The organism is Streptomyces sp. NPDC055103 (assembly GCF_053607625.1).
The window spans coordinates 68012-88005 of the sequence record NZ_JBSGTX010000002.1 but is presented as its reverse complement, the minus strand read 5'-3'; the positions used below and the strand labels follow the sequence as shown (position 1 = coordinate 88005).

Annotated in this window: 32 protein-coding genes; 31 read left to right on the top strand and 1 reads right to left on the bottom strand. The window is 67.1% G+C overall.

The genetic code is table 11. From position 1 onward, the window contains the following. The first annotated feature begins 45 nt into the window (after positions 1-45). Positions 46-1239 carry an elongation factor Tu gene (tuf, locus tag ACWFR1_RS02350; protein ID WP_024755402.1) on the top strand — a complete coding sequence of 398 codons (1194 nt, stop codon included), beginning with the start codon at positions 46-48 and terminating at the stop codon, positions 1237-1239. 88 nt (positions 1240-1327) lie between these two features. On the opposite strand, the gene ACWFR1_RS02345 is transcribed toward tuf, so the two are convergent. After that, the gene (locus ACWFR1_RS02345) at positions 1328-3319 is read right to left on the bottom strand and encodes a PIG-L family deacetylase (protein WP_453545539.1); all 1992 of its coding nucleotides are present in this window, start codon (positions 3317-3319) and stop codon (positions 1328-1330) included. Between the two features lie 223 nt (positions 3320-3542). Between ACWFR1_RS02345 and ACWFR1_RS02340 the strand changes: the two genes are divergently transcribed. The 30 genes from ACWFR1_RS02340 to rpsK all read left to right on the top strand — a co-directional run bounded on the left by ACWFR1_RS02340 (position 3543) and on the right by rpsK (position 19994). Next, the gene (locus tag ACWFR1_RS02340; RefSeq protein ID WP_453545537.1) at positions 3543-3905 is read left to right on the top strand and encodes a YciI family protein; all 363 of its coding nucleotides are present in this window, start codon (positions 3543-3545) and stop codon (positions 3903-3905) included. Beyond that, a complete protein-coding gene (locus ACWFR1_RS02335) occupies positions 3902-5143 on the top strand; it encodes an RNA polymerase sigma factor (RefSeq protein ID WP_453545535.1) in 1242 nt (413 codons plus the stop codon). The genes ACWFR1_RS02340 and ACWFR1_RS02335 overlap by 4 nt, the downstream gene beginning before the upstream one ends. Before the next feature lie 433 nt (positions 5144-5576). Next, positions 5577-5885: a 30S ribosomal protein S10 gene (gene rpsJ, locus ACWFR1_RS02330; RefSeq protein WP_003948644.1), complete on the top strand. Its 309-nt coding sequence runs from the start codon at positions 5577-5579 to the stop codon at positions 5883-5885. Between the two features lie 11 nt (positions 5886-5896). After that, positions 5897-6541 (top strand): 50S ribosomal protein L3, encoded by a 645-nt coding sequence (gene rplC / locus ACWFR1_RS02325; protein ID WP_024755405.1) that lies wholly within the window; start codon positions 5897-5899, stop codon positions 6539-6541. A gap of 7 nt (positions 6542-6548) precedes the next feature. Next, positions 6549-7199, top strand: coding sequence for a 50S ribosomal protein L4 (gene rplD / locus ACWFR1_RS02320; protein WP_453545532.1), 651 nt, complete (start codon positions 6549-6551; stop codon positions 7197-7199). Beyond that, entirely contained in the window at positions 7199-7522 is a 324-nt protein-coding gene (gene rplW / locus ACWFR1_RS02315) for a 50S ribosomal protein L23 (RefSeq protein ID WP_024755407.1), read from the top strand. The genes rplD and rplW overlap by 1 nt, the downstream gene beginning before the upstream one ends. Before the next feature lie 40 nt (positions 7523-7562). Beyond that, positions 7563-8399 carry a 50S ribosomal protein L2 gene (rplB, locus tag ACWFR1_RS02310; RefSeq protein ID WP_189511754.1) on the top strand — a complete coding sequence of 279 codons (837 nt, stop codon included), beginning with the start codon at positions 7563-7565 and terminating at the stop codon, positions 8397-8399. Positions 8400-8411: 12 nt separating this feature from the next. Next, positions 8412-8693, top strand: a complete 282-nt coding sequence (rpsS, locus tag ACWFR1_RS02305; protein ID WP_024755409.1) for a 30S ribosomal protein S19 — start codon at positions 8412-8414, stop codon at positions 8691-8693. Between the two features lie 43 nt (positions 8694-8736). After that, positions 8737-9084 (top strand): 50S ribosomal protein L22, encoded by a 348-nt coding sequence (gene rplV, locus ACWFR1_RS02300; RefSeq protein ID WP_024755410.1) that lies wholly within the window; start codon positions 8737-8739, stop codon positions 9082-9084. Beyond that, positions 9084-9932, top strand: coding sequence for a 30S ribosomal protein S3 (gene rpsC, locus ACWFR1_RS02295; protein ID WP_017239578.1), 849 nt, complete (start codon positions 9084-9086; stop codon positions 9930-9932). Before rplV ends, rpsC begins: the two co-directional genes overlap by 1 nt. 5 nt (positions 9933-9937) lie before the next feature. After that, positions 9938-10357: a 50S ribosomal protein L16 gene (rplP, locus tag ACWFR1_RS02290; RefSeq protein WP_015035580.1), complete on the top strand. Its 420-nt coding sequence runs from the start codon at positions 9938-9940 to the stop codon at positions 10355-10357. Next, on the top strand, positions 10357-10581 hold the full coding sequence (gene rpmC / locus ACWFR1_RS02285; protein WP_017239580.1) for a 50S ribosomal protein L29: 225 nt from the start codon (positions 10357-10359) through the stop codon (positions 10579-10581). The genes rplP and rpmC overlap by 1 nt, the downstream gene beginning before the upstream one ends. Next, positions 10581-10862, top strand: a complete 282-nt coding sequence (gene rpsQ / locus ACWFR1_RS02280) for a 30S ribosomal protein S17 (protein ID WP_024755411.1) — start codon at positions 10581-10583, stop codon at positions 10860-10862. Before rpmC ends, rpsQ begins: the two co-directional genes overlap by 1 nt. Before the next feature lie 127 nt (positions 10863-10989). Continuing rightward, the gene (rplN, locus tag ACWFR1_RS02275) at positions 10990-11358 is read left to right on the top strand and encodes a 50S ribosomal protein L14 (protein WP_003956455.1); all 369 of its coding nucleotides are present in this window, start codon (positions 10990-10992) and stop codon (positions 11356-11358) included. 2 nt (positions 11359-11360) lie between these two features. Then, complete coding sequence (rplX, locus tag ACWFR1_RS02270) at positions 11361-11672, top strand: 50S ribosomal protein L24 (protein ID WP_024755412.1); 312 nt, start codon at positions 11361-11363, stop codon at positions 11670-11672. Then, positions 11669-12226, top strand: coding sequence for a 50S ribosomal protein L5 (gene rplE, locus ACWFR1_RS02265; protein WP_453545773.1), 558 nt, complete (start codon positions 11669-11671; stop codon positions 12224-12226). Before rplX ends, rplE begins: the two co-directional genes overlap by 4 nt. A 5-nt stretch (positions 12227-12231) precedes the next feature. Beyond that, positions 12232-12417, top strand: a complete 186-nt coding sequence (locus ACWFR1_RS02260) for a type Z 30S ribosomal protein S14 (RefSeq protein WP_003948630.1) — start codon at positions 12232-12234, stop codon at positions 12415-12417. A gap of 208 nt (positions 12418-12625) precedes the next feature. Beyond that, positions 12626-13024, top strand: coding sequence for a 30S ribosomal protein S8 (gene rpsH, locus ACWFR1_RS02255; RefSeq protein WP_015035585.1), 399 nt, complete (start codon positions 12626-12628; stop codon positions 13022-13024). A 21-nt stretch (positions 13025-13045) separates the two neighbouring features. Continuing rightward, on the top strand, positions 13046-13585 hold the full coding sequence (gene rplF / locus ACWFR1_RS02250; RefSeq protein ID WP_055641839.1) for a 50S ribosomal protein L6: 540 nt from the start codon (positions 13046-13048) through the stop codon (positions 13583-13585). Positions 13586-13588: 3 nt separating this feature from the next. Beyond that, a complete protein-coding gene (gene rplR / locus ACWFR1_RS02245) occupies positions 13589-13972 on the top strand; it encodes a 50S ribosomal protein L18 (protein ID WP_056651228.1) in 384 nt (127 codons plus the stop codon). 45 nt (positions 13973-14017) lie between these two features. Beyond that, the gene (gene rpsE, locus ACWFR1_RS02240; protein WP_015035588.1) at positions 14018-14620 is read left to right on the top strand and encodes a 30S ribosomal protein S5; all 603 of its coding nucleotides are present in this window, start codon (positions 14018-14020) and stop codon (positions 14618-14620) included. After that, positions 14620-14802, top strand: coding sequence for a 50S ribosomal protein L30 (gene rpmD, locus ACWFR1_RS02235; protein WP_024755415.1), 183 nt, complete (start codon positions 14620-14622; stop codon positions 14800-14802). Before rpsE ends, rpmD begins: the two co-directional genes overlap by 1 nt. A 1-nt stretch (position 14803) precedes the next feature. Next, positions 14804-15259, top strand: a complete 456-nt coding sequence (rplO, locus tag ACWFR1_RS02230) for a 50S ribosomal protein L15 (RefSeq protein WP_024755416.1) — start codon at positions 14804-14806, stop codon at positions 15257-15259. Between the two features lie 213 nt (positions 15260-15472). Next, positions 15473-16792, top strand: a complete 1320-nt coding sequence (gene secY / locus ACWFR1_RS02225) for a preprotein translocase subunit SecY (RefSeq protein ID WP_384560148.1) — start codon at positions 15473-15475, stop codon at positions 16790-16792. Next, positions 16792-17439, top strand: a complete 648-nt coding sequence (locus tag ACWFR1_RS02220; protein WP_453545525.1) for an adenylate kinase — start codon at positions 16792-16794, stop codon at positions 17437-17439. The genes secY and ACWFR1_RS02220 overlap by 1 nt, the downstream gene beginning before the upstream one ends. A gap of 96 nt (positions 17440-17535) precedes the next feature. After that, positions 17536-18387, top strand: coding sequence for a type I methionyl aminopeptidase (gene map, locus ACWFR1_RS02215; RefSeq protein WP_453545771.1), 852 nt, complete (start codon positions 17536-17538; stop codon positions 18385-18387). Between the two features lie 152 nt (positions 18388-18539). Continuing rightward, positions 18540-18761, top strand: coding sequence for a translation initiation factor IF-1 (gene infA / locus ACWFR1_RS02210; RefSeq protein WP_003956442.1), 222 nt, complete (start codon positions 18540-18542; stop codon positions 18759-18761). A 62-nt stretch (positions 18762-18823) separates the two neighbouring features. Then, complete coding sequence (gene rpmJ, locus ACWFR1_RS02205; RefSeq protein ID WP_003956441.1) at positions 18824-18937, top strand: 50S ribosomal protein L36; 114 nt, start codon at positions 18824-18826, stop codon at positions 18935-18937. Positions 18938-19142: 205 nt separating this feature from the next. Beyond that, a complete protein-coding gene (rpsM, locus tag ACWFR1_RS02200) occupies positions 19143-19523 on the top strand; it encodes a 30S ribosomal protein S13 (protein ID WP_030214048.1) in 381 nt (126 codons plus the stop codon). A 66-nt stretch (positions 19524-19589) separates the two neighbouring features. After that, positions 19590-19994 (top strand): 30S ribosomal protein S11, encoded by a 405-nt coding sequence (gene rpsK, locus ACWFR1_RS02195; RefSeq protein WP_006376016.1) that lies wholly within the window; start codon positions 19590-19592, stop codon positions 19992-19994.

Sequence of the window (19994 nt, the reverse complement as noted above, 5' to 3'; positions counted from 1 at the left end):
CGCCGATGAAGCAAGGCGTACAGAACCACTCCGCAGGAGGATTCAGTGGCGAAGGCAAAGTTCGAGCGGACTAAGCCGCACGTCAACATCGGCACCATCGGTCACATTGACCACGGTAAGACGACCCTCACGGCCGCCATTACCAAGGTGCTGCACGACGCGTACCCGGACCTGAACGAGGCCTCGGCCTTCGACCAGATCGACAAGGCTCCCGAGGAGCGCCAGCGCGGTATCACCATCTCGATCGCGCACGTCGAGTACCAGACCGAGTCGCGTCACTACGCCCACGTTGACTGCCCCGGTCACGCGGACTACATCAAGAACATGATCACGGGTGCGGCGCAGATGGACGGCGCCATCCTCGTGGTCGCGGCCACCGACGGCCCGATGCCGCAGACCAAGGAGCACGTGCTCCTGGCCCGCCAGGTCGGCGTTCCGTACATCGTCGTCGCCCTGAACAAGGCCGACATGGTGGACGACGAGGAGATCCTGGAGCTCGTCGAGCTCGAGGTGCGTGAGCTCCTCTCCGAGTACGAGTTCCCGGGCGACGACCTTCCGGTCGTCCGCGTCTCGGCGCTCAAGGCGCTCGAGGGCGACAAGGAGTGGGGCGAGGCTCTCCTCGGTCTCATGAAGGCCGTCGACGAGTCGATCCCGCAGCCCGAGCGTGACGTCGACAAGCCGTTCCTGATGCCGATCGAGGACGTCTTCACGATCACCGGTCGTGGCACCGTCGTCACCGGTCGTATCGAGCGCGGCATCCTCAAGGTCAACGAGACCGTCGACATCATCGGTATCAAGACCGAGAAGACCACCACCACGGTCACCGGTATCGAGATGTTCCGCAAGCTGCTCGACGAGGGCCAGGCCGGTGAGAACGTCGGTCTGCTCCTCCGTGGCATCAAGCGTGAGGACGTCGAGCGCGGCCAGGTCATCATCAAGCCGGGTTCGGTCACGCCGCACACGAACTTCGAGGCCCAGGCCTACATCCTGTCGAAGGACGAGGGTGGCCGTCACACCCCGTTCTTCAACAACTACCGCCCGCAGTTCTACTTCCGTACCACGGACGTGACCGGCGTCGTGACCCTCCCCGAGGGCACCGAGATGGTCATGCCGGGCGACAACACCGCCATGAGCGTTGAGCTGATCCAGCCCATCGCCATGGAGGAGGGCCTCAAGTTCGCCATCCGTGAGGGTGGCCGGACCGTCGGCGCCGGCCAGGTCGTCAAGATCACTGCCTGATCTTGAAGTGACCCGGTAGCTCCACGAGCTCCACAGGGAAGGCCCCGCACCGAAAGGTGCGGGGCCTTCTCGCGTTCCCGGCCGCCTTCTACGGGCGCCAGCTCCACGGATGCCCGTCCGCGCCGAGCCCCACCACGGTCACCCCGCGCGCGCCCACGTGGAGCGCGGCCGACAGGGCGGCCCCTCCCGCCGTACGCGTACGGAGCCGGCCGCCGGCCCGCACCGCGACCCGGCCGCGCGGATCCGTACCGAGCAGCACGGTCCCGAGCGCCGATGACCGGGCGGCGACCACACCCCCGTACCCGTCGAGACCGGCGTCGCCCGAGGGGCCGAGCAGCTCGCCGGCCGCGGGCCGCCGGTAGTACAGCTCACCGCCCGCCGAGGCCACCGTGGACCCGGAGAGCGGCAGCGCCCCCGTCTTCGCCACGCCGTCCACCCAGTGCCGTACGGACTCCCGGCCCGCCGCGTACACATGCACCCGGCCCGCCGCGTCGAGCGAGACCGCGAGGCCGTCCTGGACCTCCGTGTCCCCGGGAAGCGCCCGCCACGGACCCCAGGACCCGTCCGCCGCCGACCGGACCCGTGTCGAGACGCCCTGGTCCGCGTTCCGTACGAAGAGGTGGACCCGGCCGTCCGGGGCCGTGACGGCCACCGGGGCTCCGATCCGGCGCCCCCGGTCGTCCCCGCGCTCCGGACCGCCGAGCCCGCGCCAGGCCAGGAACGGGCCGCCGGGGGAGCGCTGCTCCAGGAGCACGACCTCGCGCCGGTTCGGCCCGCCGTGCCCCTCGATCGCGGCGAACCGCACCCCGACGAGCAGCACCCGGCCGTCGTCGAGCACCGCGGAGCCGAGCGCCGGCGCGAGCGGGCCGCCGCCCAGGTCCTCCGGCTCGCCCCAGACGCCGCTGCCGGGCGCCGACTCCCGCCAGCGGGCCGCGCGCATCCCGAGGACGCCGTACGCCGCCAGCCGGCCGTCCGGCTCCTCCACGAGCGCCGGACCGGTGGCCGGCCAGCGGTGGTGCGTCGAGCGCACCCAGCCCTTGCGGTTGGTGAGCGGCCGGTCGCCGCCGACCCCGTAGTCGCCGCACCCCGAGGGGTTCCCGCACTCCCAGGACGGATCCCCGCCGTACGGGACGAGCCGGGCGGCCTTCTCCTTCAGGACCCCCGGCGGGAGGTTCTTGGGCCAGTGCCGGTTGTAGTAGCCGCGGAAGGCGGTCGTCGTGAACGCCGGTATCGGGCCCCCGTCCCGTACCGCGTCGGAGACCCACCGGCTCAGCGCCGCCCAGGTGAAGCAGGCCACCGCCGTGTGGTCCCCGTGGTCCGCGTAGCCCGGCTGCTCGCTGTCCCGCTTCCGGGTGGCCTCGTCGGTGATCCGGATGTCGGGGTCCGGGTCAAGGGTGTGCACCACGGTCGGCCGGTAGCGGCGGAGGATACCGACGAGGACACCGACCAGCCCGTCGTAGTCGTACGTCTCCGAGCGGGTCACCGGCGAGCCCGCCGACAGATGCGTCCGCAGCTCCAGGGCCCGGTCGTGCCAGAGCGCGGGCACCGCCATGTACCGGCGGTTCGTGTGCATCGGCAGGTCGAGGAAGACCAGCTCGATCCGGCGCGGGCCGCGGATGAGCGTGTCGACCTCCGCGCGACGGCCGCCGGGGAGCGTCAGGACCTCACGGCGCCACGGCGTGAACTTCGGCAGGCCGAGCGCGGCGGCGTACGTCTGGCGCAGGCCCTGCCGGCGGGCGGAGGAGTACGCGGCCCGGTCCGGAGGAGTGTCGGGCATCCCCGCGATCCGGTTCCGGCCGGTGTGCTCGCCGGCCGTCACGTACACGGAGACGAGCGGGATCCCGGAGTCGAGCAGCCGCTGCGTGTCCGGGTTCATGAAGTACAGGTCGTCGTCCGGATGCGCGGCGAACTGCATGAGCAGCGCCCGCCGGGCCCGCGTCGGGGCGATCGTCTTCCCCGGCGCGGGGTCCGCGGTCGGGGCGGTCCGGCGCGGCTCCGGCACGGAGCAGCCGGTGGCGGCCGCGGTCACCGCGAGGGCGGCGGCGCCGAGAACCGTCCGGCGCCGGTGGGTGGTGGTCACGTACGGGTCCCGTCCCCTTCGGTCTGCGGTCCCCTGTAAGACGGACTTCCGGTACCCGGGGTTGTGCGCGAAGGGGCCCCGGATGCCGGAAACGACCCCCTCGGAAAAGATCTTTGAGAAAGTTCGAGAAATACTGTCGGCTGATGTCGAGCCCGCGCCGACGGTTCCGACCATGGGGTGACAGCGCGCCACAGGGGCGCGCGGGACGAGGGGGACACCCAAGATGAAGTACGTCGCGATGATCTACGGCAACCAGGCCAAGTGGGAGTCCTTCCCGGCCGAGGCCTGGCCCGAGGCGATCGCCAAGCAGGAGGCCTTCAACCGGAAGTACCGGGAGACCGGAGAGCTGATCGGCGCGTACGGACTCGCCGACGCGGCCGCCGCCCAGCTCGTCCGCCGCGAGGGCGGGGCCCCCGCGGTCACCGACGGGCCGTACCTGGAGACCAAGGAGTACCTGGCCAGCTTCTACCTCCTCGACTGCGACAGCCTGGAGCGCGCCCAGCGGATCGCGGCGGACATGCCCTTCGCGGACGTCGACCCCGTCGAGCTCTGGCCGATCCTGCACGAGTCCGCGGCGGACGTGTGACCGGGACGACGGAGATCGAGGACCTGCTGCGCACCTGTGCGCCGCAGGTCCTCGGCACGCTCGTCCGGCGGTACGGCACCTTCGACCTCTGCGAGGACGCCACCCAGGAGGCGCTCATCGCCGCCGCGCGGCAGTGGCCCGACGAGGGGATCCCGGACAACGCGCGCGGCTGGCTCCTCACCGTCGCCCAGCGCCGGTACGTCGACCTGGTACGCAGCGAGGCCGCGCGCCGGCGCCGCGAGGAGGCCCTCTCGCTGGCCACCCCGGACTCCGAGCTCCTCGCGCCCGCCGTGGACGACGCCCCCGGGAGCGACCGGGACGACTCCCTGTCGCTGCTCTTCCTCTGCAGCCACCCCGACCTGACCCCCGCGAGCCGGATCGCGCTCACCCTGCGGGCCGTCGGCGGCCTCACCACGGCGCAGATCGCCGCCGCCTTCCTCGTCCCCGAGTCCACGATGGCGCAGCGCATCAGCCGGGCCAAGCAGACGATCAAGGCGGCGGGCGGCACGCTCGCCCTGCCCGCGGGGGAGGACCGGGCGGCCCGCCTCGCCGAGGTGCGGCACGTCCTCTACCTGATCTTCAACGAGGGCTACACGGCCAGCGGCGGCGACGAGCTCACCGCGCCCGCGCTCTCCACGGAGGCGATCCGGCTCGCCCGGCTCCTGCACCGGCTCGTCCCCGAGGACACCGAGACCGCGGGCCTGCTCGCGCTCATGCTGCTCACCGACGCTCGCCGCCCGGCCCGCACGGGCCCGCACGGCGAGCTCGTGCCGCTCGCGGAGCAGGACAGGGGCCGGTGGGACGGCGGGCTGATCGCGGAGGGCGTCGCGCTGATCAGCCGTACGCTCCCCAGGGGGCAGGTCGGCCCGTACCAGCTCCAGGCGGCGATCACGGCCGTGCACGACGAGGCCGAGTCGGCCGAGGCCACGGACTGGCCCCAGATCCTCGCCCTCTACGAGCTCCTGGAGCGGACCGGCGAGAACCCGGTGATCACGCTCAACCGCGCGGTCGCGGTCGCGATGGTCCACGGCCCGGAAGCGGGGCTTGAGCTCCTCGACGGCCTGGCGCGGGACAAGCGACTCGCCCACCACCACCGGCTGCTCGCCACCCGGGCGCACCTTCTCGAACTCCTCGGCGACGAGGAGGGCGCGGCCGGCGCCTACCGCGAGGCGGCCCGTCACGCGACGAGCGCTCCCGAGCGCCGCCATCTGACGGAGCGGGCGCGCCGGTTGGGATGAGGGGGGGCGGGAGGGGCTTCCGGGACGGCGCACGCGCCCCGACGCTTGCCCGTACGTGACGTGGGGTACAGTCTTCGCCCCCGATTGGCGGCCGGAAGGTCCCGTATGGCAGACTGTCGGGGTTGCTCGGTTGAGTGCCGATGCTGCGCGCCTCCCGTCGGGAGGACCGGAAGCGAGTCCCACAGTACTCGTCGCTCCTTCTCAGGAGCGGACGTACGGGAATCTTCCGGGAAGCGTCAGCGGGGTGCAGACCAGGCGCTCGGGTGGTGTTCTGCCCCCGGCTCGCGGTTCTGGGACCGCACCCCCTTGGTTGGGAAATCCTTCGGGATTTCTGCGTAGAGGGAGTGCGACACGCCCGACCGCGTGGGTCGGAGACAGAGTCAACAGAACCCCCGAGTCCAGAGCGTTACGAGAGACAGGACTACTAGTAGCCATGGCGGGACAGAAGATCCGCATCCGGCTCAAGGCCTACGACCACGAGGTCATCGATTCCTCGGCGAAGAAGATCGTCGAGACGGTGACGCGCACTGGTGCGTCGGTCGCGGGCCCGGTGCCGCTGCCCACTGAGAAGAACGTGTACTGCGTCATCAAGTCGCCGCACAAGTACAAGGACTCGCGCGAGCACTTCGAGATGCGCACGCACAAGCGCCTCATCGACATCCTCGACCCCACGCCGAAGACGGTTGACTCGCTCATGCGTCTCGACCTCCCGGCGGGCGTTGACATCGAGATCAAGCTCTGAGGGCGCGCGAGATGGCTAAGAACATCAAGGGCATCCTGGGCGAGAAGCTCGGCATGACGCAGGTCTGGGACGAGAACAACCGGGTCGTCCCGGTGACCGTCGTCAAGGCCGGCCCGAATGTCGTGACCCAGGTCCGTACGAACGACGTCGACGGCTACGAGTCGGTCCAGATCGCCTTCGGCGAGATCGACCCTCGCAAGGTGAACAAGCCCCTCAAGGGTCACTTCGCCAAGGCTGACGTCACCCCGCGCCGCCACCTGGTGGAGCTCCGCACCGCTGACGCCTCCGAGTACACGCTCGGCCAGGAGATCACCGCCGAGCTCTTCGAGGCCGGCGTGAAGGTCGACGTCACCGGCAAGAGCAAGGGCAAGGGCTTCGCCGGTGTCATGAAGCGCCACAACTTCCGTGGTGGCAAGGCGTCGCACGGTGCCCACCGCGTGCACCGCAAGCCCGGCTCCATCGGTGGCTGCGCCACTCCGGGTCGTGTCTTCAAGGGCATGAAGATGGCCGGTCGCATGGGTAACGAGCGTGTGACCACCCAGAACCTGACCGTCCACGCCGTTGACGCCGAGAAGGGTCTGCTGCTCATCAAGGGCGCCGTCCCCGGCCCCAACGGTGGCCTCGTCCTGGTCCGCACCGCGGCCAAGGGGGTTTGAGGAACCGATGAGCACCATTGACATCCTTTCGCCGGCAGGCGACAAGACCGGTACCGTCGAGCTCCCCGCGGAGATCTTCGGCGCCAAGGTCAGCGTTCCGCTGATCCACCAGGTCGTCGTCGCGCAGCTGGCCGCGGCCCGTCAGGGCACGCACAAGACCAAGACCCGTGGCGAAGTCCGTGGTGGTGGCAAGAAGCCGTACCGCCAGAAGGGCACCGGCCGCGCCCGTCAGGGTTCGACCCGCGCCCCGCAGTTCGCCGGTGGTGGCGTCGTCCACGGCCCGCAGCCGCGTGACTACTCCCAGCGGACCCCGAAGAAGATGAAGGTCGCCGCCCTCCGCGGTGCCCTGTCGGACCGGGCCACCCACTCCCGCATCCACGTCGTCACCGGCGTGGTCGAGGGTGGCATCTCCACCAAGGCCGCCAAGACGCTGTTCGGCAAGATCTCGGAGCGCAAGAACCTGCTCCTGGTCGTCGAGCGCTCGGACGAGGCCGCGTGGCTGTCCGCTCGTAACCTGCCCCAGGTGCACATCCTGGAGCCGGGCCAGCTCAACACGTACGACGTGATCGTCTCCGACGACGTGGTCTTCACCCAGGCCGCCCTCGAGTCCTTCGTGTCTGGCCCCCAGACCGCTGAGACCGAAGGGAGCGACGCCTGATGACTGAGGCCGTCGTCACCAGCAAGACCTTCTCGGACCCGCGCGACATTCTCGTCAAGCCGGTTGTCTCGGAGAAGAGCTACGCCCTGCTGGACGAGAACAAGTACACGTTCATCGTCGCGCCTGGCTCCAACAAGACCCAGATCAAGCAGGCCGTCGAGGCGGTCTTCTCGGTCAAGGTCACCGGGGTCAACACGATCAACCGCCAGGGCAAGCGCAAGCGCACCAAGGCCGGTTTCGGTAAGCGCAAGGACACCAAGCGCGCCATCGTGACCCTTGCCGAGGGCAACCGTATCGACATCTTCGGCGGTCCGACCGCCTAAGGGCGGTCTGGATCGTCCGGAATCGGACGAGGACTGAGAAATGGGAATCCGCAAGTACAAGCCGACTACGCCGGGCCGTCGTGGCTCCTCCGTAGCCGACTTCGTCGAGATCACGCGGTCCACGCCGGAGAAGTCGCTGGTCCGCCCCCTGCACAGCAAGGGCGGCCGTAACAACACCGGTCGGATCACGGTTCGACACCAGGGTGGCGGCCACAAGCGCGCCTACCGGGTGATCGACTTCCGTCGTCACGACAAGGACGGCGTGCCGGCGAAGGTCGCTCACATCGAGTACGACCCCAACCGCACCGCGCGCATCGCGCTGCTCCACTACGCGGACGGCGAGAAGCGCTACATCATCGCCCCGAAGAACCTGACGCAGGGTGACCGGGTCGAGAACGGCCCCGGCGCGGACATCAAGCCCGGCAACAACCTGGCGCTCCGCAACATCCCGGTCGGTACCACGATCCACGCGATCGAGCTCCGCCCCGGTGGCGGCGCCAAGTTCGCGCGCTCCGCTGGTGCCTCCGTGCAGCTGCTGGCGAAGGAGGGCACGATGGCCCACCTTCGTATGCCGTCCGGTGAGATCCGTCTCGTCGACGCCCGCTGCCGCGCCACCATCGGTGAGGTCGGCAACGCCGAGCAGTCGAACATCAACTGGGGCAAGGCCGGCCGTAAGCGCTGGCTGGGCGTTCGCCCGACCGTTCGCGGTGTGGCGATGAACCCGGTGGACCACCCGCACGGTGGTGGTGAGGGTAAGACCTCCGGTGGTCGTCACCCGGTCTCCCCGTGGGGTCAGAAGGAGGGTCGTACTCGCTCGCCGAAGAAGGCTTCGAGCAAGTACATCGTCCGCCGCCGCAAGACGAACAAGAAGCGCTAGGAGCGGGTTTAGATGCCGCGCAGTCTCAAGAAGGGACCCTTCGTCGACGGACACCTCGTAAAGAAGGTGGACGTACAGAACGAAGCCGGTACCAAGAACGTCATCAAGACCTGGTCCCGTCGCTCGATGATCATCCCGGCCATGCTCGGCCACACGATCGCGGTGCACAACGGCAAGACCCACATCCCGGTGTTTGTCACCGAGTCGATGGTCGGCCACAAGCTCGGCGAGTTCTCGCCGACGCGCACCTTCCGGGGTCACGTGAAGGACGACCGGAAGTCGAAGCGCCGCTAGTAGCGGGGTGGAATCGACCATGACAGACACTGGAAGGACAACCATGGAAGCCAGGGCCCAGGCGCGGTACATCCGCGTCACGCCCATGAAGGCCCGCCGAGTGGTGGACCTTATCCGTGGCATGGACGCCACGGAGGCTCAGGCGGTCCTGCGTTTCGCCCCGCAGGCCGCGAGCGTGCCGGTTGGCAAGGTGCTGGACAGCGCCATTGCCAACGCTGCACACAACTACGACCACACTGACGCCTCTTCGCTGGTCATCAGCGAGGCGTACGTCGATGAGGGCCCGACCCTGAAGCGGTTCCGTCCGCGTGCTCAGGGCCGTGCATTCCGGATCCGTAAGCGGACCAGCCACATCACCGTGGTCGTCAGCAGCAAGGAAGGAACCCGGTAATGGGCCAGAAGGTTAACCCGCATGGGTTCCGGCTCGGCATCACCACGGACTTCAAGTCCCGTTGGTACGCCGACAAGCTGTACAAGGACTACGTCAAGGAAGACGTCGCCATCCGTCGGATGATGACGTCCGGCATGGAGCGCGCCGGCATCTCGAAGGTTGAGATCGAGCGCACCCGTGACCGTGTGCGTGTGGACATCCACACCGCGCGTCCCGGCATCGTCATCGGCCGCCGTGGCGCCGAGGCCGACCGCATCCGCGGCGACCTCGAGAAGCTCACGGGCAAGCAGGTCCAGCTGAACATCCTCGAGGTCAAGAACCCCGAGATGGACGCTCAGCTGGTTGCTCAGGCCGTTGCCGAGCAGCTCTCCTCCCGCGTCTCCTTCCGTCGCGCCATGCGTAAGAGCATGCAGGGCACGATGAAGGCCGGCGCCAAGGGCATCAAGATCCAGTGCGGCGGTCGTCTCGGCGGCGCCGAGATGTCCCGCTCCGAGTTCTACCGCGAGGGTCGTGTGCCGCTGCACACGCTCCGCGCGAACGTGGACTACGGCTTCTTCGAGGCCAAGACGACCTTCGGTCGCATTGGCGTCAAGGTCTGGATCTACAAGGGCGACGTCAAGAACATCGCCGAGGTCCGCGCCGAGAACGCTGCGGCCCGTGCGGGTAACCGCCCGGCCCGTGGCGCCGGCGCTGGCGACCGCCCGGCCGGCCGTGGTGGCCGTGGTGGCGAGCGTGGCGGCCGCGGCCGCAAGCCGCAGCAGCAGTCCGCGCCGGCTGCCGAGGCCCCCAAGGCCGACGCTCCCGCCGCCGCTGCCGCTCCGGCTGAGAGCACCGGAACGGAGGCCTGACCGACATGCTGATCCCCCGTAGGGTCAAGCACCGCAAGCAGCACCACCCCAAGCGCTCGGGTATGAGCAAGGGTGGTACGCAGGTTGCGTTCGGCGAGTACGGCATTCAGGCCCTCACGCCGGCGTACGTGACGAACCGCCAGATCGAGGCTGCTCGTATCGCGATGACCCGCCACATCAAGCGTGGCGGCAAGGTCTGGATCAACATCTACCCGGACCGCCCCCTGACGAAGAAGCCTGCCGAGACCCGCATGGGTTCCGGTAAGGGTTCTCCGGAGTGGTGGATCGCGAACGTCAAGCCGGGTCGGGTGATGTTCGAACTGTCCTACCCGAACGAGAAGATCGCGCGCGAGGCCCTGACCCGTGCGGCCCACAAGCTGCCGATGAAGTGCAAGATCGTTAAGCGCGAAGCAGGTGAGCTGTGATGTCGGCCGGTACCAAGGCGTCCGAGCTGCGCGAGCTGGGCAACGAGGAGCTTCTCAACAAGCTCCGCGAGGCCAAGGAAGAGCTGTTCAACCTCCGCTTCCAGGCGGCGACGGGCCAGCTCGAGAACCACGGTCGGCTCAAGTCCGTCCGTAAGGACATCGCCCGGATCTACACCCTGATGCGTGAGCGCGAGCTGGGCATCGAGACGGTGGAGAACGCCTGATGAGCGAGAGCAACGTGACTGAGAAGACCGAGCGCAACGCTCGCAAGGTCCGCGAGGGCCTGGTCGTCAGCGACAAGATGGACAAGACCGTCGTCGTCGCTGTCGAGGACCGCGTCAAGCACGCGCTGTACGGCAAGGTCATCCGCCGTACGAACAAGCTCAAGGCTCACGACGAGCAGAACGCTGCCGGCATCGGCGACCGCGTCCTCCTGATGGAGACCCGGAAGCTGTCGTCGACGAAGCACTGGCGCGTCGTCGAGATCCTCGAGAAGGCCAAGTAGGCATTTCGCGCAAGCGAAATCCAATAACCACAGCTTGTAGGGGTAACCCTTCAAGTTCGTTCCGCCAGGCTCGGCCGGGGCACTTCGGTGCCCCGGCCGGGAACCGGCAGACAATCAGGAGATAGACGTGATCCAGCAGGAGTCGCGACTGCGTGTCGCCGACAACACTGGTGCCAAGGAGATCCTTTGCATCCGTGTTCTCGGTGGCTCCGGTCGCCGCTACGCGGGCATCGGTGACGTCATCGTCGCCACCGTCAAGGACGCGATCCCCGGTGGCAACGTGAAGAAGGGTGACGTCGTCAAGGCGGTCATCGTTCGCACCGTCAAGGAGCGCCGCCGCCAGGACGGCTCGTACATCCGCTTCGACGAGAACGCCGCTGTCATTCTCAAGAACGACGGCGACCCTCGTGGCACCCGTATCTTCGGCCCGGTCGGCCGTGAGCTGCGCGAGAAGAAGTTCATGAAGATCATCTCGCTCGCGCCGGAGGTGCTGTAAGCATGAAGATCAAGAAGGGCGACCTGGTTCAGGTCATCACCGGTAAGGACAAGGGCAAGCAGGGCAAGGTCATCACGGCCTTCCCCCGCGAGAACCGCGTTCTCGTCGAGGGTGTCAACCGGGTCAAGAAGCACACCAAGGCCGGCCCGTCGCAGGCCGGTGGCATCGTCACGACCGAGGCTCCGGTCCACGTCTCCAACGTCCAGCTGGTCGTGGAGAAGGACGGCAAGAAGGTCGTCACGCGTGTCGGTTTCCGCTTCGACGACGAGGGCAACAAGATCCGCGTTGCCAAGCGGACGGGTGAGGACATCTGATGGCTACCACCACTCCGCGTCTCAAGACGAAGTACCGCGAGGAGATCGCGGGCAAGCTGCGTGAGGAGTTCTCGTACGAGAACGTCATGCAGGTTCCCGGCCTCGTGAAGATCGTGGTCAACATGGGTGTCGGCGACGCCGCCCGCGACTCGAAGCTGATCGACGGTGCGATCCGCGACCTCGTCACGATCACCGGCCAGAAGCCGGCCGTGACCAAGGCTCGCAAGTCCATCGCGCAGTTCAAGCTGCGTGAGGGCCAGCCGATCGGTGCACACGTCACCCTCCGTGGCGACCGCATGTGGGAGTTCCTGGACCGCACCCTGTCGCTCGCGCTTCCGCGCATCCGCGACTTCCGTGGTCTGTCCCCCAAGCAGTTCGACGGGCGTGGCAACTACACCTTCGGTCTCACGGAGCAGGTCATGTTCCACGAGATCGACCAGGACAAGATCGACCGTGTCCGGGGTATGGACATCACCGTGGTGACCACGGCGACCAACGACGCTGAGGGCCGCGCCCTTCTCCGTCACCTCGGCTTCCCCTTCAAGGAGGCGTAAGCGAGATGGCGAAGAAGGCTCTCATCGCGAAGGCTGCCCGCAAGCCCAAGTTCGGCGTGCGCGGCTACACGCGCTGCCAGCGCTGTGGTCGTCCCCACTCCGTGTACCGCAAGTTCGGCCTGTGCCGCGTGTGCCTTCGTGAGATGGCTCACCGTGGCGAGCTGCCGGGCGTGACCAAGAGCTCCTGGTAATCCCTTAATTGGGATGACCGGAGTCTCTCGGTAAGCACTGGGTTGTCGGTCGCCCATCCCTCCATGGCTTAGGCTAGGAGGGTTGGGCGTCCGTCGCCCGTACGACTTACTACGCCGTAGGTCCCCGCGCCGCACCCGTCCCGCCCCTGTGTGGGGAGAGGGATGGCGCATACAGGAAACCCCGGCGAGAGAGGCCGAAGGCCAATTCATGACCATGACTGATCCGATCGCGGACATGCTGACTCGTCTGCGTAACGCGAACTCGGCATACCACGACTCCGTGACGATGCCGCACAGCAAGATCAAGTCTCACATCGCGGAAATCCTCCAGCAGGAGGGCTTCATCACGGGCTGGAAGGTCGAGGACGCCGAGGTCGGCAAGAACCTCGTCCTCGAGCTCAAGTTCGGTCCGAACCGTGAGCGCTCCATCGCGGGCATCAAGCGGATCTCGAAGCCCGGTCTCCGGGTTTACGCGAAGTCCACCAACCTGCCGAAGGTTCTCGGCGGCCTGGGCGTGGCGATCATCTCCACGTCCCACGGCCTCCTGACCGGCCAGCAGGCAGGCAAGAAGGGCGTAGGTGGGGAAGTCCTCGCCTACGTCTGGTAGTCGGGAAAGGAAGGAAAGCTCATGTCGCGTATTGGCAAGCTGCCTATCCCGGTTCCCGCCGGCGTGGACGTCACCATCGATGGCCGCACGGTCACGGTGAAGGGTTCCAAGGGCACCCTGAGCCACACCGTCGCCGCTCCGATCGAGATCGTTAAGGGCGAGGATGGCGTGCTCAACGTCAACCGTCCGAACGACGAGCGTCAGAACAAGGCCCTCCACGGCCTGTCCCGCACGCTGGTGGCCAACATGATCACCGGTGTGACCCAGGGTTACGTGAAGGCGCTCGAGATCAGCGGTGTCGGTTACCGCGTTGCCGCGAAGGGCTCCAACCTGGAGTTCCAGCTCGGCTACAGCCACCCGATCCTGGTCGAGGCGCCCGAGGGCATCTCGTTCAAGGTCGAGTCGCCGACCAAGTTCTCGGTCGAGGGCATCGACAAGCAGAAGGTCGGCGAAGTCGCCGCCAACATTCGCAAGCTTCGCAAGCCTGACCCTTACAAGGCCAAGGGCGTGAAGTATGCGGGTGAGGTCATCCGCCGCAAGGTCGGAAAGGCTGGTAAGTAAGCCATGGCATACGGTGTGAAGATCGCCAAGGGCGACGCCTACAAGGGCGCTGCCAAGAAGCGCCGCCACATCCGCATCCGCAAGAACGTGTCGGGTACGGCGGAGCGTCCGCGCCTCGTCGTGACGCGTTCCAACCGCGGTATCACCGCTCAGGTCATCGACGACCTCAAGGGTCACACCCTTGCGTCTGCGTCGACCCTGGACGCGTCGATCCGTGGCGGCGAGGGTGACAAGTCCGCGCAGGCCAAGCAGGTCGGTTCCCTGGTCGCCGAGCGCGCCAAGGCCGCCGGTGTCGAGGCTGTCGTGTTCGACCGTGGTGGCAACAGGTACGCCGGGCGCATTGCCGCTCTGGCTGACGCCGCCCGCGAAGCCGGGCTGAAGTTCTAAGCCCCGGTTCCGGGACTAACGGACGTAACAGAGAGAGGTAATCCAATGGCTGGACCCCAGCGCCGCGGAAGCGGTGCCGGTGGCGGCGAGCGGCGGGACCGGAAGGGCCGCGACGGTGGCGCTGCCGCCGAGAAGACCGCGTACGTTGAGCGCGTTGTCGCGATCAACCGCGTCGCCAAGGTTGTCAAGGGTGGTCGTCGCTTCAGCTTCACCGCCCTGGTTGTCGTCGGTGACGGCGACGGCACGGTAGGTGTCGGTTACGGCAAGGCCAAGGAAGTTCCCGCGGCCATCGCCAAGGGCGTCGAGGAAGCCAAGAAGAACTTCTTCAAGGTTCCCCGCATCCAGGGCACCATCCCGCACCCGATCCAGGGCGAGAAGGCGGCCGGCGTTGTCCTGCTGAAGCCTGCTTCCCCCGGTACCGGTGTTATCGCCGGTGGCCCGGTGCGCGCGGTGCTCGAGTGCGCCGGCGTTCACGACATCCTGTCGAAGTCGCTCGGCTCCGACAACGCGATCAACATCGTGCACGCGACCGTGGAGGCCCTCAAGGGTCTGCAGCGTCCCGAGGAGATCGCGGCTCGCCGTGGTCTGCCCCTCGAGGACGTCGCTCCCGCGGCTCTGCTCCGTGCGCGTGCTGGGGCGGGTGCGTAATGGCTCGCCTCAAGGTCACGCAGACGAAGTCGTACATCGGCAGCAAGCAGAACCACCGCGACACCCTGCGTTCGCTTGGCCTCAAGAAGGTCAACGACGTGGTTGTCAAGGAGGATCGTCCCGAGTTCCGCGGCATGGTGCACACCGTCCGCCACCTCGTGACGGTCGAGGAGGTTGAATAAAATGGCGGAGAACAGCCCGCTGAAGGCCCACAACCTCCGTCCCGCCCCCGGTGCCAAGACCGCGAAGACCCGTGTCGGTCGTGGTGAGGCGTCCAAGGGTAAGACGGCCGGTCGTGGTACCAAGGGTACGAAGGCCCGTTACCAGGTTCCGCAGCGCTTCGAGGGTGGGCAGATGCCCCTCCACATGCGTCTGCCGAAGCTCAAGGGCTTCAAGAACCCGTTCCGCACCGAGTTCCAGGTCGTGAACCTGGACAAGCTCGGCGCTCTCTACCCCGAGGGTGGAGAGGTCACGGTGGCCGACCTGGTCGCCAAGGGCGCGGTTCGCAAGAACAGCCTCGTCAAGGTGCTCGGCACCGGCGAGATCACCGTGGCGCTGCAGGTTTCGGTTGACGCCGTCTCCGGCTCCGCCAAGGAGAAGATCGCCGCCGCTGGTGGCACCGTCACCGAGCTCGTCTAAGACGACTCGATGGCTTGAACATCCGATCGGGGATGCCTCCCAAAAGGGGCATCCCCGATTGGTCGTTCCTAGGGGGGCATGGTCGCCGGTAAGGTGGCGTGCACTGTCTAGGCTCCGTGCGGTATGCCCGCGCGGGATTGATGACCGATACCTAATCGTCGAACCTCAAGACCGTCACCCTTGACGCATAGCGCGGGGGTCGCAGGAGGCACCGTGCTCACCGCGTTCGCCCGGGCGTTCAAGACGCCCGACCTGCGCAAGAAGCTGCTCTTCACGCTCGCCATCATCGTGCTGTACCGCCTCGGCGCGCACATCCCGGTGCCCGGCGTCAGCTACGAGGCTGTTCAGCAGTGTGTCAAGCAGGCCAGCGAGGGCAACAACAGCCTGTTCGGCCTGGTCAACATGTTCAGTGGCGGGGCGCTGCTGCAGATCACGATCTTCGCGCTCGGCATCATGCCGTACATCACGGCGAGCATCATCCTGCAGCTGCTGACCGTCGTGATCCCGCGACTGGAAGCCCTCAAGAAGGAGGGACAGTCCGGTACCGCCAAGATCACGCAGTACACCCGGTACCTGACGATCGCCCTCGCCATCCTCCAGGGCACCGGTCTCGTGGCCACCGCGAAGAGCGGCGCGCTCTTCAGCGGCTGCGTGGTCGCCGACCAGGTCGTGCCCGACCAGTCGATCTTCACGATCGCCACGATGGTCCTCACGATGACCGCAGGCACCGCTGTCGTCATGTGGCTCGGTGAGCTCATCACCGACCGTGGCATCGGCAACGGCATGTCGATCCTGATGTTCATCTCGATCGCCGCCGGCTTCCCGGGTGCCCTCTGGGCCATCAAGGAGAGCGGCAAGCTCGCCAAGGGCTGGATCGAGTTCGGCACCGTGATCCTCATCGGCTTCGTGATGGTGGCCCTCGTGGTCTTCGTCGAGCAGGCCCAGCGACGCATCCCGGTGCAGTACGCGAAGCGCATGATCGGCCGGCGCTCCTACGGCGGTACGTCCACATACATCCCGCTGAAGGTGAACCAGGCAGGTGTGATTCCTGTCATCTTTGCGTCGTCGCTGCTCTACATCCCGGCCTTGATCGCGCAGTTCTCGAACTCCACCGCGGGGTGGAAGACCTGGATCGAAGCCCACTTCGTCAAGGGTGACCACCCCTACTACATCGCTACGTACTTCCTCCTGATCGTGTTCTTCGCCTTCTTCTACGTGGCGATCTCGTTCAACCCCGAGGAAGTTGCCGACAACATGAAGAAGTATGGTGGCTTCATCCCGGGTATCCGGGCTGGTCGACCTACTGCTGAGTATCTGAGCTACGTGCTCAACCGGATCACTTGGCCGGGCTCGCTGTACTTGGGTCTGATCGCTCTTGTGCCGACGATGGCGTTGGCAGGCTTCGGTGGCGCCAATGCCAACTTCCCCTTCGGCGGGACGAGCATCCTCATCATCGTGGGTGTGGGGCTGGAGACCGTGAAGCAGATCGAGAGCCAGCTCCAGCAGCGCAATTACGAAGGGTTCCTCCGCTGATGCGAATCGTCCTCGTCGGACCGCCCGGTGCGGGCAAGGGTACGCAGGCCGCGTACCTTGCCAAGAACCTGGACATCCCGCACATCTCCACGGGTGACCTGTTCCGTGCCAACATCTCGCAGGGCACGGCGCTGGGCCTTGAGGCGCAGTCGTACATGAAGGCCGGCCAGCTCGTGCCGGACTCCGTGACGATCGGGATGGCCAAGGACCGCATGGAGCAGCCGGACGCCGTCAACGGCTTCCTGCTCGACGGGTTCCCGCGCAACGTGGCCCAGGCCGAGGCGCTGGACGAGATCCTCAAGGCGGGCCACGTCCAGCTGGACGCGGTCCTGGACCTGGAGGTCCCCGAGGACGAGGTCGTGAAGCGGATCGCGGGTCGCCGCATCTGCCGCAACGACAGTGCGCACGTCTTCCACGTGACGTACAACGCTCCGAAGACCGCGGGTGTCTGTGACGCCTGTGGTGGCGAGCTCTACCAGCGCGACGACGACTCCGAGGAGACCGTCCGTCGGCGCCTGGAGGTCTACCACACGGAGACCGAGCCGATCATCGACTACTACAGGTCGCAGAACCTGGTGTCGACGATCTCGGCGCTCGGCAAGGTCGACGAGGTCACCTCGAAGGCCATGGCCGCGCTGAAGAAGTAGCCACCTGTTCGTTCGATACGGCCGCGGTGCCCGAGAGGGGCGCCGCGGCCGTATCGTTGTTCTGTCCCGTGTACACGCAAGAAAGGCCCCGTGACGATGGTGCAGATCAAGACCCCCGAGCAGATCGCGAAGATGCGTGAGGCGGGCCTGGTCGTCGCCGCCATCCACGCGGCGACCCGTGAGGCGGCCGTGCCGGGCGCCACGACGCGGGATCTGGACGAGGTCGCGCGGAAGGTGATCGCCGACCACGGCGCGAAGTCGAACTTCCTCGGGTACGGCGGGTTCCCCGCGACGATCTGCACCTCGGTGAACGAGGTCGTCGTCCACGGCATCCCCGACGACAAGACCGTCCTGAAGGACGGCGACATCATCTCCATCGACGCCGGCGCGATCGTGGACGGCTGGCACGGTGACGCGGCCTACACGGCCTTCGTGGGCACCGGGCACGCGCCCGAGCTCGTCGAGCTCTCCCGGGTGACGGAGGAGTCGATGTGGGCGGGCATCGCGGCGATGAAGCTGGGCAACCGGCTCGTCGACATCTCGAAGGCCATCGAGACGTACATCAAGCGGCAGCCCCGTCCGTCGGTCGGCGAGCACAGCCTCGGGAAGTACGGGATCGTCGAGGACTACGGCGGCCACGGCATCGGCACCGAGATGCACATGGACCCGCACCTGCTGAACTACGTCTCCCGCAAGCGCGGCAAGGGCCCGAAGCTGGTCCCCGGCCTCTGCCTGGCGATCGAGCCGATGGTCTCCCTGGGCACCCCGCACACCGAGGTCCTCAAGGACGACTGGACGGTCGTCACGACCGACGGCACCTGGTCCTCGCACTGGGAGCACTCGATCGCCCTGACCGAGGCGGGCCCGCTGGTCCTCACGGCGGTCGACGGCGGCAAGGCGAAGCTGGCGGAGCTGGGTGTGACGGCGGCGCCGGACCCGCTGGCGTAGGTGCTTGCTTAATGATCTTCTACTGTGGGCAAACTTCCCGGATTCGTCTTTTCCAGGGGCCTGACGTAGACTGATGCGTCGGCTCTCGTGTACCCGTGTGTCCGCATACGGCGGCGAGAGTCGATCAAGGTAGCCGATTCGAAAGGCGAAGCGTGGCCAAGAAGCAAGGTGCCATCGAAATCGAGGGCACCGTGATCGAGTCTCTCCCGAACGCCATGTTCAAGGTGGAGCTCCAGAACGGTCACAAGGTCCTCGCGCACATCTCCGGCAAGATGCGGATGCACTACATCCGAATCCTTCCGGACGACCGGGTCGTCGTGGAGCTCTCTCCGTACGACCTGACGCGTGGCCGGATCGTCTACCGCTACAAGTAGATCTTGCCCGCACCCCGCCTCCGCGCGCGGGTGATGGCACTGACCCGGAGAACCTCACACCCATGAAGGTCAAGCCGAGCGTCAAGAAGATCTGCGACAAGTGCAAGGTGATCCGCCGTCACGGTCGGGTCATGGTCATCTGCGACAACCTGCGCCACAAGCAGCGCCAGGGCTGACGCACGCCGACCGACCTGCATTTCGCAGTTCTTCGCGCGACGCATAGCAGTACGTACATACGCAGAGCCCGTCGGGCCGTGTTCCACGGTTGACGGCACCTCCGGCGGGGGCCGGGGACCCGGACGTACCACTCTTCGACATTTCGAAGGGTCGGCGGTCGGGAGCGGTTCTGCAGCAGACCCCCGAGAACACAGGAGCCATTGAATGGCACGCGTTTCCGGTGTTGACATCCCGCGCGAAAAGCGCGTGGTGGTCGCACTCACCTACGTCTTCGGCATCGGGCGTACCCGGTCCGAGGAGATTCTCGCCGCGACCGGCGTGAACCCGTCCACCCGTGTCCGTGAGCTTGCCGAGGAAGACCTCGTCAAGATCCGTGAGTACGTGGACGCCAACCTCCAGACCGAGGGTGACCTCCGCCGCGAGATCGCCGCCGACATCCGCCGCAAGGTCGAGATCGGCTGCTACCAGGGTCTGCGCCACCGTCGTGGCCTGCCCGTTCGCGGTCAGCGCACCAGCACGAACGCTCGTACCCGCAAGGGCCCGCGTCGCGCCATCGCCGGCAAGAAGAAGCCGGGCAAGAAGTAGTCCTCAGCGGACGCTTGACCAAGCGGTCTTCGCTGTAGGACCGACCACCTCCCGTAGGAGATTTAGATGCCCCCCAAGGGTCGTCAGGGCGCTGCCAAGAAGGTGCGCCGCAAGGAAAAGAAGAACGTCGCTCACGGCCACGCGCACATCAAGAGCACGTTCAACAACACGATCGTCTCGATCACGGACCCCGCGGGCAACGTGATCTCCTGGGCCTCCGCCGGCCACGTCGGCTTCAAGGGCTCGCGCAAGTCCACCCCGTTCGCCGCGCAGATGGCCGCTGAGTCGGCCGCTCGCCGCGCGCAGGAGCACGGCATGCGCAAGGTCGACGTCTTCGTCAAGGGTCCCGGCTCCGGCCGCGAGACCGCGATCCGCTCCCTCCAGGCCACGGGCCTCGAGGTCGGTTCGATCCAGGACGTCACCCCCACGCCGCACAACGGCTGCCGTCCCCCCAAGCGCCGCCGCGTCTGA

Excerpts from the sequence above, each read along its gene's own strand:
- rplC (WP_024755405.1), top strand. The coding sequence starts at position 5,897 with ATGGCTAAGAACATCAAGGGCATCCTGGGCGAGAAGCTCGGCATGACG.
- rpsM (WP_030214048.1), top strand. The coding sequence starts at position 19,143 with ATGGCACGCGTTTCCGGTGTTGACATCCCGCGCGAAAAGCGCGTGGTG.
- rplR (WP_056651228.1), top strand. The coding sequence starts at position 13,589 with ATGGCATACGGTGTGAAGATCGCCAAGGGCGACGCCTACAAGGGCGCT.
- rplO (WP_024755416.1), top strand. The coding sequence starts at position 14,804 with ATGGCGGAGAACAGCCCGCTGAAGGCCCACAACCTCCGTCCCGCCCCC.
- map (WP_453545771.1), top strand. The coding sequence starts at position 17,536 with ATGGTGCAGATCAAGACCCCCGAGCAGATCGCGAAGATGCGTGAGGCG.
- rplF (WP_055641839.1), top strand. The coding sequence starts at position 13,046 with ATGTCGCGTATTGGCAAGCTGCCTATCCCGGTTCCCGCCGGCGTGGAC.
- rpsE (WP_015035588.1), top strand. The coding sequence starts at position 14,018 with ATGGCTGGACCCCAGCGCCGCGGAAGCGGTGCCGGTGGCGGCGAGCGG.
- rplV (WP_024755410.1), top strand. The coding sequence starts at position 8,737 with ATGGAAGCCAGGGCCCAGGCGCGGTACATCCGCGTCACGCCCATGAAG.
- rplX (WP_024755412.1), top strand. The coding sequence starts at position 11,361 with ATGAAGATCAAGAAGGGCGACCTGGTTCAGGTCATCACCGGTAAGGAC.
- rplD (WP_453545532.1), top strand. The coding sequence starts at position 6,549 with ATGAGCACCATTGACATCCTTTCGCCGGCAGGCGACAAGACCGGTACC.
- rpsC (WP_017239578.1), top strand. The coding sequence starts at position 9,084 with ATGGGCCAGAAGGTTAACCCGCATGGGTTCCGGCTCGGCATCACCACG.
- rpmD (WP_024755415.1), top strand. The coding sequence starts at position 14,620 with ATGGCTCGCCTCAAGGTCACGCAGACGAAGTCGTACATCGGCAGCAAG.
- rpsK (WP_006376016.1), top strand. The coding sequence starts at position 19,590 with ATGCCCCCCAAGGGTCGTCAGGGCGCTGCCAAGAAGGTGCGCCGCAAG.
- rplP (WP_015035580.1), top strand. The coding sequence starts at position 9,938 with ATGCTGATCCCCCGTAGGGTCAAGCACCGCAAGCAGCACCACCCCAAG.
- rpsJ (WP_003948644.1), top strand. The coding sequence starts at position 5,577 with ATGGCGGGACAGAAGATCCGCATCCGGCTCAAGGCCTACGACCACGAG.
- rpmC (WP_017239580.1), top strand. The coding sequence starts at position 10,357 with ATGTCGGCCGGTACCAAGGCGTCCGAGCTGCGCGAGCTGGGCAACGAG.
- ACWFR1_RS02340 (WP_453545537.1), top strand. The coding sequence starts at position 3,543 with ATGAAGTACGTCGCGATGATCTACGGCAACCAGGCCAAGTGGGAGTCC.
- rpsH (WP_015035585.1), top strand. The coding sequence starts at position 12,626 with ATGACCATGACTGATCCGATCGCGGACATGCTGACTCGTCTGCGTAAC.
- ACWFR1_RS02220 (WP_453545525.1), top strand. The coding sequence starts at position 16,792 with ATGCGAATCGTCCTCGTCGGACCGCCCGGTGCGGGCAAGGGTACGCAG.
- ACWFR1_RS02260 (WP_003948630.1), top strand. The coding sequence starts at position 12,232 with ATGGCGAAGAAGGCTCTCATCGCGAAGGCTGCCCGCAAGCCCAAGTTC.
- rpmJ (WP_003956441.1), top strand. The coding sequence starts at position 18,824 with ATGAAGGTCAAGCCGAGCGTCAAGAAGATCTGCGACAAGTGCAAGGTG.
- rpsQ (WP_024755411.1), top strand. The coding sequence starts at position 10,581 with ATGAGCGAGAGCAACGTGACTGAGAAGACCGAGCGCAACGCTCGCAAG.
- rplW (WP_024755407.1), top strand. The coding sequence starts at position 7,199 with ATGACTGAGGCCGTCGTCACCAGCAAGACCTTCTCGGACCCGCGCGAC.
- rpsS (WP_024755409.1), top strand. The coding sequence starts at position 8,412 with ATGCCGCGCAGTCTCAAGAAGGGACCCTTCGTCGACGGACACCTCGTA.
- rplB (WP_189511754.1), top strand. The coding sequence starts at position 7,563 with ATGGGAATCCGCAAGTACAAGCCGACTACGCCGGGCCGTCGTGGCTCC.